We start from the raw sequence: 15,542 nt of genomic DNA, 5'->3' as shown, positions 1-15,542 counted from the left end.
GAGGTCCTACGCCAGGGATGGCGTCGGTAGCGTACAGGGATGTATTCACAGCGCCTCCTCGCAGGCCTGCCGCCGAGGTAGCTCCGCGGTCCCAGCAAGGAAGAAGCAATGACTCAGAAGATTCTGGTACTGCCGGGTGACGGCATCGGCCCCGAGATCACCGCCCAGGCGAGCCGCATCCTGGCCGCCTGCCAGGCCCGCGGCCTGGACGTCGAGGTGGAAGAGGCCCTGGTCGGCGGCAGCGCCTACGACGCGCACGGCGAGCCGCTGCCCGCCGAGACGCTCGAGAAGGCCAAGGCCGCTCGCGCCATCCTGCTCGGCGCCGTGGGTGGCCCCAAGTGGGACAAGCTCGAGGACCTTTCCAAGCGTCCCGAGAAGGGGCTGCTCGGCCTGCGCAAGAACCTGGGACTCTTCGGCAACCTGCGCCCGGCGATCACCTACCCCCAGCTCGCCGAGGCCTCCAGCCTCAAGCCCGAGCTGGTGGCCGGCCTCGACATCATGATCGTGCGCGAGCTCACCGGCGGCATCTACTTCGGCCAGCCCCGCGGCATCGAGGTGCGCAACGGCGAGCGGGTCGGCTTCAACACCTACGTCTACTCCGAGAGCGAGATCGAGCGCATCGGTCGCGTTGCCTTCGAGATGGCCCAGAAACGCGGCAAGAAGCTCTGCTCCGTGGACAAGGCCAACGTGCTCGAGGTCACCATCCTGTGGCGCGAGGTAATGGAGCGGCTGGCGCCGGAGTACCCGGACGTCGAGCTCTCCCACATGTACGTCGACAACGCCGCCATGCAGCTGGTGCGCGCGCCCAAGCAGTTCGACGTCATGGTCACCGGCAACATGTTCGGCGACATCCTGTCGGATGCCGCCGCCATGCTCACCGGCTCCATCGGCATGCTGCCGTCCGCCTCGCTCAACGAGACCGGCCAGGGCATGTACGAGCCCTGCCACGGCAGCGCCCCGGACATCGCCGGGAAGGGCATCGCCAACCCGCTTGCGACCATCCTCTCGGTGGCCATGATGCTGCGCTACTCGCTGGATGAGCCGGCGCTGGCCCAACGCATCGAGGGCGCCGTGGGCAAGGTGCTGGACGACGGGCTGAGAACCGCGGATATTGCCTCCGAGGGCACCCGCACCGTCTCCACCGCCGAGATGGGCGACGCCGTGCTGGCCGCCTTCGAGGCGCTCTAGGCGCGCCGAGCCATTGTCAGAATCTGCTGTTGAATCAGGGCGTTCCGGGCCCGCCTGCGAGGCGGGCCCGGTTTCTGTATAATGTTGACCCACATTCGATTACTGGAGGACTTCACATGTTGAAAGTCGGTTTCGTCGGTTGGCGCGGCATGGTCGGTTCCGTGCTCATGCAGCGCATGGTGGAAGATGGGGACTTCAACGGCATCGAGCCGGTCTTCTTCACCACCTCCCAGGTCGGCCAGGCCGGCCCCGACGTCGGCGTGGACGTGCCTCCGCTGAAGGATGCCTTCGACCTCGAGGCGCTCAAGGCGCTGGACGTCATCATCACCTGCCAGGGCGGCGACTACACCAAGGCCGTCTACGGCGACCTGCGCAGCGGCGGCTGGAAGGGCTACTGGATCGACGCCGCCAGCACCCTGCGCATGGAGGATGAGGCCACCATCATCCTCGACCCGGTCAACCGCCACGTCATCGACGCCCAGCTGGCGCGCGGCGCCCGCACCTTCGTCGGCGGCAACTGCACCGTCAGCCTGATGCTGATGGGCCTGGGTGGCCTGTTCGAGGCCGACCTGGTGGAGTGGATGACCTCCATGACCTACCAGGCCGCCTCCGGCTCCGGCGCCAAGCACATGCGCGAGCTGCTCAGCCAGATGGGCGCCCTGCGCGACAGCGTGGCCGACGAGCTCGCCGACCCGGCCAGCGCCATCCTCGACATCGACCGCAAGGTCACCGAGACCATGCGCTCGGGCGCGTTCCCCACCGAGAACTTCACCGCCCCGCTGGCCGGCAGCCTGCTGCCGTGGATCGACACCAAGCTCGACAACGGCCAGAGCCGCGAGGAGTGGAAGGGCAGCGTCGAGACCAACAAGATCCTCGGCCTCCAGGCGAACCCCATCCCCATCGACGGGCTCTGCGTGCGCATCGGCGCCATGCGCTCCCACAGCCAGGCCTTCACCATCAAGCTGAAGAAGGACGTGCCCCTCGACGAGATCGAGGAGCGCATCGCCAGGCACAACGACTGGGTCAAGGTGGTCCCGAACGACAAGGAGGCCACCATCCGCGACCTGACCCCGGCCGCCGCCACCGGCACTCTCACCATTCCGGTGGGGCGCCTGCGCAAGCTGGCCATGGGCGGCGAGTACCTCTCCGCCTTCAGCGTCGGCGACCAGCTGCTGTGGGGCGCCGCCGAGCCGCTCAAGCGCATGCTCAAGATCCTGCGCGAGCAGTAAGCGTCGCCAGGTGCGCCCGCGGCTGCCTGCCGCGGGGCCAGTGACAGCGGGGCGCCACCTTCGGGGGCGCCCCGCTCTGCTGTGGGGGCATGGGGCGTTGATTCGCGAGGCGCGGATCAATGGCTTACGTTGAAGGGGTGACGCTTGGCATGACCCCGCTCAGGCGCGTCGCGGCGGCAAATATGGTACACAGGTACCCTATCGATACAACGACATGGCATCGGTGCCGCGGCCTGGCCGCCTGGTACTGCCGACGGACGCAAGGGACCTCCATGAAACGCAAGCTGACACTCGCCATGCTGCTTTCGCTTTCCGCTGCCAGCCCGCTGGCCTTGGCCCTGGGGCTGGGGGAGGCGGAGGTGCGCTCCACGCTGAACGCACCGCTGCGCGCCACCCTGCCGCTTACCGATGCCGCGGGGATTCAGCCCGGGCTGCTCAATGTCTCGGTGGCGGACGAGCGGGCCTTCGCGGCGGCGGGCCTGCCGCGCACGCCCCTGGCGGCGAGCGTCAGGCTGGCGGTGGAGCAGCGCCAGGGGCGCCTGGTGGTGGAGCTGACCACCGAGCGGCCGGTCCGCGAGCCCTGGCTCGATCTGCTGCTGCGCTTCGATTGGCCGGGCGGCCAGCAGCTGCGCGAGGTCACCCTGCTGCTCGACCCCCCGGACTACGACCAGATGCCGGCCCTGGTGGTGGGCAGCCGGCGCGTGGCGGCGCCTGTCGTCTCGGCGCCGCCGGCCGCCGCTCCCTCGGCGCAGGCTCAGGCCCCGGCGGTGCGTACCGCCGCGGCACCCGCCGGCAGCGGTGGTCCGACCTGGGTGAGCAGCGGCGATACCCTGTGGGCCGTGGCGGGGCGCCTGCGCCCGGACAGCGGCATCAGCATGAACCAGATGATGGTGGCCCTGGTGGAGGCGAACCCCGAGGTCTTCCCCTCCGGGAACATCAATGCCATGCGCGCCGGCTTCAGCCTGGTGGTGCCGAGTCGCGAGCGGATTGCCGCACGCTCTGGGGGCGAGGCGGATCGCATCGTCGCCGAGATGAACCGGGCCTGGGCCAACCGCGGTGGCGGTGCGCCGGCGCGTGTCGCGCTGGGCGGGGCGGCCCCCGGCGAGCCTGTGGCGGCGGTCGCCCCAGCGGCTGCCCCGCCGCCGGAGGCCGCCCCTGCCGAGGCGCCGGCCCCCGCCGTCGAGCCGCCAGCCGACGCTGCCGAGCCGGCGGCCGAGGTCGTGCAGCCCGCCGAGGAGCAGGCCCCGGCGGCATCGGCAGAGGAGCCCGAGACGCCGCGACTCACCCTGCTCACCGATGCCCAACTGGCGGCCGAGGGGGCTACCCCTGGCGAAGCGAGTGAAGGTGGCGAGGACCAGGCGGCCGGGGAGGCGCCCGCCGAGGAGGCCGGGGATGGCGTCGCCGAGGCCGGCGAGGCATCGGGCGCTCCCCAGGTCATGGTCGACCCCGAGCTGCTGGCCACCCTCTATGGCGATGGCGAGTTGAGCAGCGACGAGCGTCTGCTGCGCCTGGAGAGCCAGTGGCTCGAGCGGCGTGACGCCCTCGAGGCGGTGCAGGGCGAGCGGGACCAGCTACAGGAGGAGCTCACGGAGATGCGCGATGAGCTGGCCGTCCTGCGCGAGCAGCTGGCGGCGCTGGCCGCCGGCGGTGCCGGGGGCGATGGCCCCGGCACCGGCGGTATCGCGCCTCCCGGGGGCACGGCAGAGGAGCGCCCCTGGTGGGGGGCGATCTACCAGGGCGAGCTCGACCGCAACCTGATGCTGGGCGGCGCCGGACTGGCCGCGCTGCTGGCGCTGTGGCTGGCGGTGCGACGCCGTCGCCGCCAGGAGGGGGCGCCTGCCGCGGCGGGTGTCGGCCCGGTGCGAGTGGTCGTGCCGGGCGCCCCGGCCCCGGGGCAGCCCGAGGCCGCAGGCCTTGCCGCGGTCACGCCCGCCGCGCCCTCGGTGCAGGGTTCGCTGCCTCAGGCCGAGGCGATCAGCGAGGCCGATATCTTCATCGCCTATGGGCGCTACGACCAGGCGCGTGAGCTGCTCGAGGCCAGTCTCGCCCGGGAGCCGGAGCGCGACGACCTGCGCCTCAAGCTGCTCAATGTCCATCTGGAGCAGGGTAGCCGTGACGAGGTCGAGCGCGAGGCCGCCCGGCTGCGCGAGGGCGGTAATCCCGCCGTGCGCGACGAGGTGGAGCGCCTGCTGGCGCACCACGGCCTGACTTCGGCGGCCGCCGGCGCTACAGGTGCCGCCGGTGCCACCGCGGAGCCCGCGGTGTTCAACAGGCCCGCCGAGCGTGCGCCGCGGGTCTTCGACGAGGCCGGCGATGAGAGCGGCGAGGAGGGGCTCGACGCACCAGGGGAGGAGGCGCAAGAGACCGCTGCCCCGGTCCAGGTCCAGGCGGCCCCGGATGCCGACGCCTACCGTCGTCCCGCGTCCATGGAGGCGCCGGCGGCACCCGAGGAGCATGAGCCCCGGGTCGAGCCCGAGCCCGAGCCCGAGCTTTCATCCGAACCCGAGCCCGAGCCCGAGCCGCTTCAGGTCACCACCCGGCGCCTCGAGGATGGCAGCGAGATCATCGACTACCGCCCCCCGGCGCTGGATCCCTCGCCGGCGCCCAGGGAGGAGACGCCCATGCAGCCGGGCATCGACTTCACCCCGGAGAAGGGCGGCGAAAGCGCCCCGGACGGCGACGACGACGAGCTTCCCCAGGAGTGGGAGGTGGAGGAGGTTTCCTTCCCGCCCCTCGAGGCGGATAATGGCGGCTTTTCACCCGGCGCCGCCCCGGAGCGTCTGGCCGAGGCCCGGCGCCTGGTCGATGCCGGCGAGGCCGGTCGCGCCCGTGAGCTCCTCGCCGAGCTGGCCGAGAGCGACGACCCCGCCATCCGCGACGAGGCCCGCGCGCTGCTTGGCCGACTGGACCCCTGATTCCGCATGACCCTCTTTCAGCTTCTCGATGATCGCACCCCCCTGGCCGGCCGCCTGGCCATGGGGGTCGAGTATGACGGCAGTGCCTACTGCGGCTGGCAATACCTCAAGCATTCGCCCTCCGTGCAGGGGGCGCTGGAGCAGGCCCTGGGCCGGGTGGCCGGCCAGCCGATCCGCATCCATGCCAGCGGGCGCACCGACTCCGGCGTGCATGCCACGCGCCAGGTCATCCACTTCGACCCGCCGGTGCCGCGCTCCCAGAAGGCCTGGGTGTTCGGCGTCAATGCCAACCTGCCGCGGGACGTCGCCGTGCGCTGGGTCAAGGAGGTGCCCGAGAGCTTCCACTCCCGCTTCAAGGCCCTGGCGCGCCGCTATCGCTACATCCTGCTCAACCAGCCCAGCCGCCCGGTGCTGGAACGCGCCAACGTCACCTGGTGTCGCGACCCCCTGGACGCCGAGGCCATGCACCGCGCCGCCCAGGTGCTGGTGGGCGAGCACGACTTCTCCAGTTTCCGGGCCGCCGGCTGCCAGTCGAAGACCCCCTGGCGCCATCTGCACTTCATCGAGGTGCACCGCCACGGCCCGCTGGTGGTGGTGGACGTCCAGGGCAACGCCTTCCTGCACCACATGATCCGCAACATCGTCGGCGCCCTGGTCACCGTGGGTCGCGGCGAGCGCGGCGAGGAGTACCTGGCCGAGCTGATGGCCCTCAAGGACCGCACCCTGGCTGACGTCACCGCACCTGCCTGCGGCCTGCACTTCGTGGACTCCCTCTACGACGAGAGCTGGGGCCTGCCCCGCGAGCCGCTGGGCCCCAATCTGCTCGCCTTCCTCGGCGAGTGGACCGGCGAGCGGCCGCTGCCCGACTGTCCCATGGTGGAGTTTCGCCGCGGCCGGCCGGTGGCGGCCGGGGAGGCGCCATGATGCAGCGCACACGGGTGAAACTGTGCGGCCTGACCCGGCCCGAGGACGTCGATGCCGCCGTGGCGGCCGGTGCCGACGCGCTCGGCTTCGTGCTCTGGCCCGGCAGCAAGCGTGCCGTGGACGAGGCGCGCCTGGCCGCGCTCGCCGCACGGGTGCCGGCCTTCGTCACCCGGGTGGGGCTCTTCGTCGACCAGGAACCGGCGCTGATCGAGCGCTGTGCCGCGCACCTCGACCTGCTGCAGTTCCACGGCGACGAGCCGCCGGCCTTCTGCGAGGCCTTCCGACGCCCCTGGATCAAGGCGCTGCGCATGCGCGACGACCTCGATCTGCATGCCGCCGCCGAAGCCTATCGCGGGGCGCGGGCGCTGCTGCTCGACGCCTACCGCCCCGGGGTCCCGGGCGGCACCGGCGAGACCTTCGACTGGTCGCGAATCCCCGCAGGGCTGGCAAAACCTGTTATCCTCGCCGGAGGCCTCGCTGCCGACAATGTGGCCGAGGCCATCGCCACCGTGGCGCCCTTCGCGGTGGATGTTTCCGGCGGCGTCGAGGCCGCGCCCGGCATCAAGGATGCCGGACGCATCGCGGCCTTTCTCGAGGCCGTGGGCCGAGGGGACGCGGCGCGCCTGGCGCGCTGACGCACCCCCGGCCAGTGCCCGGCGCCTTTCATGGCGCGGCATCACCCGTTTTTCATCCCTTTGCCTTCTGGCGACCTAGTGAGGTGTCTTTCGTGAGCAAGTTCAGTGACCTGACCCGACTGCCGGACGCCCGCGGCCACTTTGGCCCCTACGGCGGCCGGTTCGTCTCGGAGACCCTGAGCTTCGCCCTGGACGAGCTGGAGAAGACCTACCTGAGTCTTCGCGACGACCCGGCCTTCCAGGCGGAATTCGACTATGACCTGGCCCACTACGTGGGGCGTCCTTCGCCGCTCTATCATGCCGAGCGGTGGTCGAAGCAGCTGGGTGGGGCACAGATCTGGCTCAAGCGCGAAGACCTCAACCACACCGGCGCCCACAAGGTGAACAACACCATCGGCCAGGCGCTGCTCGCCAAGAAGAGCGGCAAGCCGCGGGTGATCGCCGAGACCGGCGCCGGCCAGCACGGCGTGGCCACCGCCACCGTGGCGGCGCGCCTGGGGCTCAAGTGCGACGTCTACATGGGCGCCGAGGACATCCAGCGCCAGAAGCTCAACGTCTATCGCATGCGCCTCTTGGGCGCCAACGTCATCTCGGTGGAGTCCGGCACCCGCACCCTCAAGGACGCCATGAACGAGGCGCTGCGCGACTGGGTCACCAACGTCGACGACACCTTCTACATCATCGGCACCGTGGCGGGTCCGCACCCCTACCCGATGCTGGTGCGCGACTTCAACTCGGTGGTGGGGCGCGAGGCGCGCCGCCAGTCCCTCGAGGAGTTCGGCAAGCTGCCCGACGCCCTGGTCGCCTGCGTCGGCGGCGGCTCCAACGCCATGGGGCTCTTCTACCCCTTCGTCGAGGATGACGAGGTGGTGATGTACGGCGTCGAGGCCGGCGGCGACGGCGTCGAGACCGGCCGCCACGCCGCGCCGCTCTCCTCGGGCGCGCCCCGCGGCGTGCTGCACGGCAACCGTACCTACCTGATGTCCGACGAGGGTGGCCAGGTCTCCAATACCCACTCCATCTCCGCCGGCCTGGACTACCCGGGCGTCGGCCCCGAGCACGCCCTGTGGAAGGACGTGGGGCGGGTCAACTACGTGGCCGCCAACGACGATGCCGTGCTCGCCGCCTTCCGCGAGCTGACCCGCGTCGAGGGGATCATGCCGGCCCTGGAGTCCGCCCACGCCCTGGCCTACGCCAAGGTGCTGGCGCCCACCATGCGCCCCGACCAGAACATCGTCGTCAACCTCTCGGGCCGCGGCGACAAGGACATCCTGACCGTCGCCAAGCTCGACGGCATCGAGATCTGAGGGACATGATGAACCGTATCGACCAACGCTTCGCCGAGCTCAAGGCCCAGGGCCGTCGCGCGCTGATTCCCTTCATCACCGCCGGCGACCCGGCGCCCCAGTACACCGTGGGCTTCATGCACGCCCTGGTGGAGGCGGGCGCCGACGTGATCGAGCTGGGCGTGCCCTTCTCCGATCCCATGGCCGACGGTCCGGTGATCCAGAAGGCCTGCGAGCGGGCGCTCAAGCACGGCGTGCGCCTCTCCCACCTGTTCGAGATGGTGCGCGAGTTCCGCCAGACCGACACCGCCACCCCGGTGGTGCTGATGGGCTACCTGAACCCCATGGAGCGCATCGGCCTCGCCGCCTTCGCCGAGCAGGCCGCGGCGGCTGGCGTCGACGGCGTGCTGACCGTGGACATGCCCCCGGAGGAGGCCGAGGAGCTCGGCCCCCTGCTCAAGTCCCACGGGCTCGCCTCGATCTTCCTCGTCGCCCCTACCACTTCCGGTGCCCGGGCCGCTACAATATGCGCCCACGGCGAAGGCTATCTCTACTATGTCTCGCTCAAGGGCGTGACCGGCTCTGCCAGCCTGGATGCCGCCGACGTGGCCGACCACCTGGCCCCGCTGCGCGCACAGACCGACCTGCCGCTGTGCGTCGGCTTCGGCATTCGCGACGGCGCCTCGGCCGCCGAGGTGGGGCGCGTGGCCGACGGTGTGATCGTCGGCTCGGCGCTGGTCAGTCGCATCGCCGAGAATGCCGAGCGTCCCGAGGTGATCGCCGGCGAGCTCAAGGCGGTGCTTGGCGAGATGCGCCAGGCCCTGGACGCCATGAGCGCGAGCTGAGCGGCGCCTTCGCCACAGGATTCGACCCACGCGCCCGGCCAGGACCGGGCGCCGACCACATGACGGAACCCTTCTGACATGAGCTGGCTAGACAAGATCGTGCCCTCCATGGGGCGTATCCAGCGCAAGGACCGCCGCGCCAGTGTGCCGGATGGTCTGTGGCGCAAGTGTCCCAAGTGCGAGGCGGTGCTCTACCTGCCCGAACTCGACAAGCACCATAACGTCTGCCCCAAGTGTGACCACCACCTGCGGCTCACCGCGCGCAAGCGCCTCGACTGGTTCCTCGACAAGGAGGGCCGCGAGGAGATCGCCGCCGAGGTGGAGCCCGTCGATCGCCTCAAGTTCCGCGACTCCAAGAAGTACAAGGACCGCCTGACGGCGGCCCAGAAGGAGACCGGCGAGAAGGACGCCCTGATCGCCATGCGCGGGCGCCTCGATGGCCTGCCGGTGGTGGTGGTGGCCTTCGAATTCAGCTTCATGGGCGGCTCCATGGGCGCCGTGGTGGGCGAGAAGTTCGTGCGCGCCGCCACCCTGGCCCATGACGAGCGCATTCCGCTGATCTGCTTCTCTGCCTCCGGCGGGGCGCGCATGCAGGAGGCGCTCTTCTCGCTGATGCAGATGGCCAAGACCTCCGCCGCCCTCGAGAAGCTCAAGCAGGCCGGCGTGCCCTACATCTCGGTGCTCACCGACCCGGTGTTCGGCGGCGTCTCGGCGTCGCTGGCCATGCTGGGCGACCTCAACGTGGCCGAGCCCAATGCGCTGATCGGCTTCGCCGGCCCGCGCGTCATCGAGCAGACCGTGCGCGAGAAGCTGCCCGAGGGCTTCCAGCGCAGCGAGTTCCTGCTCGACCACGGCGTCGTCGACATGATCGTGCGCCGCGGCGAGATGCGCGACCGCCTGGGGGCGGTGCTGCGCAAGCTGACCCACCAGCCCGCCCTGGGGCTCCCCGAGCTGCCCGCCGACGAACCCGACCTGGTGGACGCCGCGGAGCAGGCCGAAGCCCAGGAGAGCGTCGAGCCGGCGGAGAGCGCGCCCGGCGCCGACGAGGCGACGCCCCCGCCCGGCGATGACGCCCGGGACGACGGCCGTCGCTGAGCCGATGAGCAACGTGGCACTGCCCACCACGCTCGAGGCCTGGCTGGCTCGGCTGGAAGCCGCCCATCCCGTGGGCATCGACCTCGGCCTCGATCGCGTGGCCGAGGTTGCCCGCCGCATGGGGCTGCTGGCGCGCCCCATCGCCGGCCGGGTGATCACCGTAGCCGGCACCAACGGCAAGGGCTCCACCGTGGCCATGCTGGAGGCGCTCGCCCGGGCCCACGGCCTGACCACCGCCACCTATACCTCCCCGCACCTGATCCGCTACAACGAGCGCCTGCGCCTCGACGGCCAGGAGGCCTCTGATGCCATCCTGATGGCGGGCTTCGCCGCCGTCGAGGCGGCGCGGCTGGATGGCGAGACGGTCAGCCTGACCTACTTCGAGGTGGGCACCCTCGGCGCGCTCTGGGCCATGGCCCAGCACCCGGCGGACATCGCCCTGCTCGAGGTGGGCCTCGGCGGGCGCCTGGACGCGGTCAATATCATCGACCCGGACGTCGCGGTGGTGACCACCGTGGCCCAGGATCACGCCGCCTTCCTGGGCACCGATCTCGAGCAGATCGGCCGCGAGAAGGCCGGCATCCTGCGCCCCGGGCGCCCCGCGGTGCTCGGCAGTCGTGAGCTGCCGGCCAGCGTGCGCCAGGTGGCCGCCGAGCTCGGCGCCCGGGTCTTCGCCCTGGGCGATGACTTCCGGTGGGACGATAGCCTCCCCGACCCCGGCCTGCCCCTGGACAACGCCGCCACGGCGCTGAAGGCCCTCGAGCTTGCCGGGGTGGCCCTCGATCCGGCGGCCTGCCGCCGAGCGCTGACCGAGGTGCGCCTGCCCGGCCGCATGCAGTGGCTGGGGCAGTGGTGCCTCGACGTGGGTCACAACCCCCATGCCGCCCGTTACCTGGCCGAGCGGCTGGCGGCCGCGCCCTGTGCGGGACGCACCTGGGCCCTGCTGGCCATGCTCGGCGACAAGGATGCCGACGGCGTGATCGCCGCGCTCGCCCCGGCGGTGGATGGCTGGGTCACCGCGAGCCTGGCCGGCGAGCGAGCACGCCGCGCCGACGACCTGGCCGAGCGCCTGGCCGGGCAGGGCGCCTCGGTGGCGCACCGGGGCGGCTCGCCGAGTGAGGCCGCGGCCTGGCTGGCCGAGCGGCTGGCGCCGAAGGATCGCGTGCTGGTGTGCGGCTCCTTCTTCACCGTGGGCGAGGTGCTCGAGTGGCTGGCGCAGCGCCCGTCGGCGGGTCAGACTGATCAGGACACAGGTGGCAGCGAGGAAGCCCGATGAAATATGGATGGCGTGAGCGCATCAGCGGTGCGGTGATTCTGATTGCCCTGGCGGTGATCTTCGTGCCCCTGCTGTTCAGCGAGCCGGCCCCCCGCAGCGAGAGGCCCCAGCCGGTGCTGACCATCGAGCAGCCCATCGAGGTGCCGCGCATCGAGGTGCCGGAGCCCCGGCCCCCGTCGAGCCTCGGCGAGTTCGGTGGGCCCATGGCGATGCCTGACGAGGATGAGGCGCTGCGCGACGATGCTCCCGTGGAAGAGGTCGCCGAGATCGCCGAGGAGGCCGCCGAGCAGCTGACCCGGGCCGAGGCGCCCGCCGAGGTGATGGTGCCGCCCGTCGTCGATGCGACGCCGAGCCCCCGGGCCGAACCCACGCCGACTCCGGCCCCGGACCCCATCGCCGAGCTGGCTCGGGCCGCCGACCAGCGCCTGGCCGAGAGCCGCAGCCAGTCCGCCGCCACGCCGGCGCCCGCCGCCTCCGGCGGCGAGTGGGCGGTCCAGGTGGGCAGCTTCGGCGAGCCGGCCAACGCCGAGCGCCTGCTTCAGCAGCTGCGCGAGCAGGGCTTCCCGGCCTACAGCCAGCCCCGCGACAACAACCTGACCACGGTCTATGCGGGCCCCTATGGCACCTCCGAGGAGGGCGAGCGGGCCATGAACGAGCTCAAGTCCCGGGCCAACCTCCAGGGCCTGCTGGTGCGGGCGAGGAACTGAGATGGCGCTGACCTGGCTGGACTGGCTGTTCATCGCCCTGCTGACGGTCACCGCGGTGACCGGCTTCCTGCGCGGGCTGATCCGCGAGGCCCTGGGCCTGGCCGCCTGGGTCATCGCCCTGCTCGCCGCCCGGGTGCTGGCCCAGCCGGTGGCGGACCTGCTCGCCGGGCTGATCGACAACGCCGACGGCCGCCTGGTGCTGGCCTTCGTGCTGGTGATCTTCGGCGTGGTGCTGCTCTGCGGCATCGTCATCCGCCTGGTCCATGCCGCGGTGGAGTGGGTGGGCATGGGCCTCTTCAACCGGGTGATGGGGGCCGCCTTCGGCGCCGCCAAGGGCGCGGCGATCCTGGTGCTGGCCACCATCGTCATCGGCCTGACCCCGCTGGCTCAGCTCGAGGCGTGGCAGGAGGCCGAGCTGCGCCCCCACTTCGAGCAGCTGCGCGACTGGGCGGTCAGCCAGTTCGAGGCCTGGGAGGGGCGGCTGCCCGAGACCCCGGGGTCTCTCGGCGAGATTTCCCTTCCCGGGCGCGGCGAGGCCGCCGACCGGGACAACCCCTGACAGACGACTTGGGGGTGGGTGCGCCCACCCCGATTCTCCAAAGCAAGCTCCAGGCAAGCGAGGTAAGGTGGAATGTGCGGTATCGTGGGCCTTCTGGCCAAGCAGGCGGTGAACCAGGGCATCTATGACGCCCTGACGGTGCTTCAGCATCGCGGACAGGACGCCGCCGGCATGATGACCTGGCATGAGGGCCGCTTCCTGCTGCGCAAGAGCAACGGGCTGGTGCGGGACGTCTTCCACACCCGCCACATGGCCCGCCTCAAGGGCAACCTGGGCATCGGCCACGTGCGCTATCCCACCGCTGGCTCCTCCAGCGAGGCGGAGTCGCAGCCGTTCTACGTCAACTCCCCCTACGGCATCGCCCTGGCCCACAACGGCAACCTCACCAACTCCGATCAGCTCAAGCAGGAGCTGTTCACCTCGGATCTGCGCCATATCAACACCAGCTCCGACTCCGAGGTGCTGCTCAACGTCTTCGCTCACGAGCTGGGCAAGCAGGGCCTGCACCTGTCGCCCGGTGACATCTTCGATGCCGTGCGCCGGGTCCACCGCCGCTGCAAGGGCGGCTACGCCGCGGTGGCGATCATCAACGGCGTGGGCCTGGTGGCCTTCCGCGACCCCCACGGCATCCGTCCGGTGGTCTTCGGCACCCGCGACGAGGGACAGGGCCAGGAGGTGATGATCGCCTCCGAGTCGGTGGCACTGGACGTCGGCGGCTTCGAGCTGCACCGCGACTTGGACCCGGGCGAGGCGATCTTCGTCGACATGGCGGGCCAGATCCACACCCAACAGTGCGCCGATCATCCGATGCTGGCGCCCTGCATCTTCGAGCACGTCTACCTGGCGCGCCCTGACTCCATCCTCGACGGCGCCTATGTCTACGGCACCCGCATGGAGATGGGGCGCAAGCTCGGCGACCGCATCCAGAGCGAGTGGCCGGAGCACGACATCGACGTGGTGATCCCGATTCCCGACACCTCGCGCACCTCCGCCCTGGAGCTCGCCCAGCACCTGGGGGTGACCTACCGCGAGGGCTTCATGAAGAACCGCTACATCGGGCGCACCTTCATCATGCCCGGCCAGACCCAGCGCAAGAAGTCGGTTCGCCAGAAGCTCAACGCCATCGGCGTGGAGTTCGAGGGCAAGAACGTGCTGCTGGTGGACGACTCCATCGTGCGCGGCACCACCTGCAAGCAGATCATCCAGATGGCCCGGGAGGCCGGCGCCAACAAGGTCTACTTCGCCTCCGCCGCGCCGCCGGTGCGCTACCCCAACGTCTACGGTATCGACATGCCGGCGGCCAGCGAGCTGATCGCCCACGGGCGCAGCGAGGCCGAGGTGGGGGAGCTGATCGGCGCCGATCGCATCTTCTACCAGGACCTCGAGGACCTGAAGACCGCCTGTCGCGAGGTGAACCCCAACCTCGACGCCTTCGACTGCTCGGTGTTCGACGGCAACTACGTCACCGGCGATATCGACGCCGCCTACCTGGCCGACCTCGAGGCCTCGCGCAGCGACGATGCCAAGCAGCAGCAGAGCGCCGGCGACCACGCCCTGGTCGGCGTGCACAACCAGGACGACATCGATGACTGAGGCCCCCATGGATCCGCACGCACCTCCCGAGGAGGAGTGGGCGCTGGCGACCCTGGCCATCCGCGCCGGTCACGAGCGCACCCATGAGCAGGAGCACGCCGAGCCGATCTTCCCGACCTCGAGCTTCGTCTACGAGAGCGCGGCCGAGGCGGCGGCCAAGTTCGCCGGCGAGGTCCCGGGCAACATCTACTCGCGTTTCACCAACCCCACGGTGCGCACCTTCGAGCAGCGCCTGGCGGCGCTGGAGGGCGGCGAGCGCTGCGTGGCCACCAGCTCCGGCATGGCCGCGATCCTCTCCACCGCCCTGGCGCTGCTGTCGGCCGGCGACGAGATCGTCGCCTCGCGCTCGCTGTTCGGCTCCACGGTGAGCCTGTTCGACAAGTACCTGGGCAAGCTCGGCATCACCACCCGCTACGTGGAGCTCGCCGACCTCGCCGCCTGGGAGGCGGCGATGACGCCGGCCACGAAGCTGCTGTTCGCCGAGACGCCGTCGAATCCGCTTTCCGAGCTGGTCGATATCGCGGCGCTCGCCGAGATCGCCCATCGCCACGATGCGCTGCTCGCCATCGACAACTGCTTCCTGACCCCGGCCCTGCAGCGCCCCCTGGACCTCGGGGCGGACCTGGTGATCCACTCCGCCACCAAGTACCTGGACGGGCAGGGCAGGGCGATCGGCGGCGCCGTGGTGGGGCGCGAGGCCGAGCTCGAGGAGGTGTTCGGGGTGGTGCGTACCTGCGGCCCCTGCCTGAGCCCCTTCAACGCCTGGATCTTCACCAAGGGGCTCGAGACCCTGGCCCTGCGCATGAAGGCCCACTGCGAGAACGCCCAGGCCCTGGCCGAGTGGCTCGAGGCGCACCCGGCGGTGGCGCGGGTCCACTACAGCGGTCTCGAGAGCCACCCGCAGCACGCTCTGGCCGCCCGCCAGCAGCAGGGTTTCGGCGCGGTGCTGGGCTTTGAAGTCAGGGGCGGCCGCGAGGCGGCCTGGTCGGTGATCGACGCCACCCGGCTGCTCTCCATCACCGGCAACCTGGGGGACGTGAAGACCACCATCACCCACCCGGCCACCACCACTCATGCCCGGCTCTCGCCGGAGCAGAAGGCCGCCGCCGGCATCGCGGAGGGGCTGATCCGCGTCGCGGTGGGGCTGGAGGCGATCGACGATATCCGTGCCGACCTCGCCCGGGGCCTCGACGCCCTGGTCTAGCCCACGCGTCAGGCACCGCTCGACGCCCGTCCCGCCCTCGGCGGGGCGGGCGTTGTCGTCTTCGCCCTTGAACTCTCGCCGGTCGG

The 15,542-nt window shown here is 71.0% G+C and carries 13 protein-coding genes; all 13 read left to right on the top strand.

Annotation, left to right across the window (positions count from 1 at the left end; translation table 11 throughout):
• Positions 1–108: 108 nt before the first annotated feature.
• The 13 genes from leuB (at position 109) to HIR79_RS12385 (ending at position 15,456) form a co-directional block, all read left to right on the top strand.
• Positions 109–1,188 carry a 3-isopropylmalate dehydrogenase gene (gene leuB, locus HIR79_RS12445; RefSeq protein WP_169958608.1) on the top strand — a complete coding sequence of 360 codons (1,080 nt, stop codon included), beginning with the start codon at positions 109–111 and terminating at the stop codon, positions 1,186–1,188.
• Between the two features lie 116 nt (positions 1,189–1,304).
• Positions 1,305–2,417: an aspartate-semialdehyde dehydrogenase gene (asd, locus tag HIR79_RS12440; RefSeq protein WP_169958607.1), complete on the top strand. Its 1,113-nt coding sequence runs from the start codon at positions 1,305–1,307 to the stop codon at positions 2,415–2,417.
• Between the two features lie 272 nt (positions 2,418–2,689).
• Positions 2,690–5,332, top strand: a complete 2,643-nt coding sequence (locus HIR79_RS12435; RefSeq protein WP_169958606.1) for a FimV/HubP family polar landmark protein — start codon at positions 2,690–2,692, stop codon at positions 5,330–5,332.
• 6 nt (positions 5,333–5,338) lie between these two features.
• Positions 5,339–6,256, top strand: coding sequence for a tRNA pseudouridine(38-40) synthase TruA (truA, locus tag HIR79_RS12430; RefSeq protein ID WP_169958605.1), 918 nt, complete (start codon positions 5,339–5,341; stop codon positions 6,254–6,256).
• Positions 6,253–6,891 (top strand): phosphoribosylanthranilate isomerase, encoded by a 639-nt coding sequence (locus HIR79_RS12425; RefSeq protein ID WP_169958604.1) that lies wholly within the window; start codon positions 6,253–6,255, stop codon positions 6,889–6,891. The genes truA and HIR79_RS12425 overlap by 4 nt, the downstream gene beginning before the upstream one ends.
• A 92-nt stretch (positions 6,892–6,983) precedes the next feature.
• A complete protein-coding gene (gene trpB, locus HIR79_RS12420) occupies positions 6,984–8,198 on the top strand; it encodes a tryptophan synthase subunit beta (protein ID WP_169958603.1) in 1,215 nt (404 codons plus the stop codon).
• A gap of 8 nt (positions 8,199–8,206) precedes the next feature.
• Positions 8,207–9,022, top strand: a complete 816-nt coding sequence (gene trpA / locus HIR79_RS12415) for a tryptophan synthase subunit alpha (RefSeq protein ID WP_169959579.1) — start codon at positions 8,207–8,209, stop codon at positions 9,020–9,022.
• Positions 9,023–9,100: 78 nt separating this feature from the next.
• A complete protein-coding gene (gene accD / locus HIR79_RS12410; RefSeq protein WP_169958602.1) occupies positions 9,101–10,117 on the top strand; it encodes an acetyl-CoA carboxylase, carboxyltransferase subunit beta in 1,017 nt (338 codons plus the stop codon).
• A 4-nt stretch (positions 10,118–10,121) separates the two neighbouring features.
• On the top strand, positions 10,122–11,393 hold the full coding sequence (folC, locus tag HIR79_RS12405; protein ID WP_169958601.1) for a bifunctional tetrahydrofolate synthase/dihydrofolate synthase: 1,272 nt from the start codon (positions 10,122–10,124) through the stop codon (positions 11,391–11,393).
• The gene (locus tag HIR79_RS12400) at positions 11,390–12,100 is read left to right on the top strand and encodes an SPOR domain-containing protein (RefSeq protein WP_169958600.1); all 711 of its coding nucleotides are present in this window, start codon (positions 11,390–11,392) and stop codon (positions 12,098–12,100) included. The genes folC and HIR79_RS12400 overlap by 4 nt, the downstream gene beginning before the upstream one ends.
• Before the next feature lies 1 nt (position 12,101).
• Positions 12,102–12,659: a CvpA family protein gene (locus HIR79_RS12395; protein ID WP_169958599.1), complete on the top strand. Its 558-nt coding sequence runs from the start codon at positions 12,102–12,104 to the stop codon at positions 12,657–12,659.
• Between the two features lie 72 nt (positions 12,660–12,731).
• Positions 12,732–14,252 carry an amidophosphoribosyltransferase gene (gene purF / locus HIR79_RS12390; RefSeq protein ID WP_169958598.1) on the top strand — a complete coding sequence of 507 codons (1,521 nt, stop codon included), beginning with the start codon at positions 12,732–12,734 and terminating at the stop codon, positions 14,250–14,252.
• Positions 14,245–15,456, top strand: a complete 1,212-nt coding sequence (locus HIR79_RS12385; RefSeq protein WP_249322142.1) for an O-succinylhomoserine sulfhydrylase — start codon at positions 14,245–14,247, stop codon at positions 15,454–15,456. The genes purF and HIR79_RS12385 overlap by 8 nt, the downstream gene beginning before the upstream one ends.
• Positions 15,457–15,542: the final 86 nt, after the last annotated feature.

The organism is Halomonas sp. PGE1, from assembly GCF_013000985.1.
Lineage (GTDB): Bacteria > Pseudomonadota > Gammaproteobacteria > Pseudomonadales > Halomonadaceae > Halomonas > Halomonas alkalicola.
Note: the sequence above shows the minus strand (reverse complement) of the source record. Positions and strands in the feature narration are given on the sequence as shown.

Excerpts from the sequence above, each read along its gene's own strand:
- leuB (WP_169958608.1), top strand. The coding sequence starts at position 109 with ATGACTCAGAAGATTCTGGTACTGCCGGGTGACGGCATCGGCCCCGAG.
- HIR79_RS12435 (WP_169958606.1), top strand. The coding sequence starts at position 2,690 with ATGAAACGCAAGCTGACACTCGCCATGCTGCTTTCGCTTTCCGCTGCC.
- HIR79_RS12395 (WP_169958599.1), top strand. The coding sequence starts at position 12,102 with ATGGCGCTGACCTGGCTGGACTGGCTGTTCATCGCCCTGCTGACGGTC.
- accD (WP_169958602.1), top strand. The coding sequence starts at position 9,101 with ATGAGCTGGCTAGACAAGATCGTGCCCTCCATGGGGCGTATCCAGCGC.
- truA (WP_169958605.1), top strand. The coding sequence starts at position 5,339 with ATGACCCTCTTTCAGCTTCTCGATGATCGCACCCCCCTGGCCGGCCGC.
- trpA (WP_169959579.1), top strand. The coding sequence starts at position 8,207 with ATGAACCGTATCGACCAACGCTTCGCCGAGCTCAAGGCCCAGGGCCGT.
- HIR79_RS12385 (WP_249322142.1), top strand. The coding sequence starts at position 14,245 with ATGACTGAGGCCCCCATGGATCCGCACGCACCTCCCGAGGAGGAGTGG.
- HIR79_RS12400 (WP_169958600.1), top strand. The coding sequence starts at position 11,390 with ATGAAATATGGATGGCGTGAGCGCATCAGCGGTGCGGTGATTCTGATT.
- asd (WP_169958607.1), top strand. The coding sequence starts at position 1,305 with ATGTTGAAAGTCGGTTTCGTCGGTTGGCGCGGCATGGTCGGTTCCGTG.
- folC (WP_169958601.1), top strand. The coding sequence starts at position 10,122 with ATGAGCAACGTGGCACTGCCCACCACGCTCGAGGCCTGGCTGGCTCGG.
- HIR79_RS12425 (WP_169958604.1), top strand. The coding sequence starts at position 6,253 with ATGATGCAGCGCACACGGGTGAAACTGTGCGGCCTGACCCGGCCCGAG.
- purF (WP_169958598.1), top strand. The coding sequence starts at position 12,732 with ATGTGCGGTATCGTGGGCCTTCTGGCCAAGCAGGCGGTGAACCAGGGC.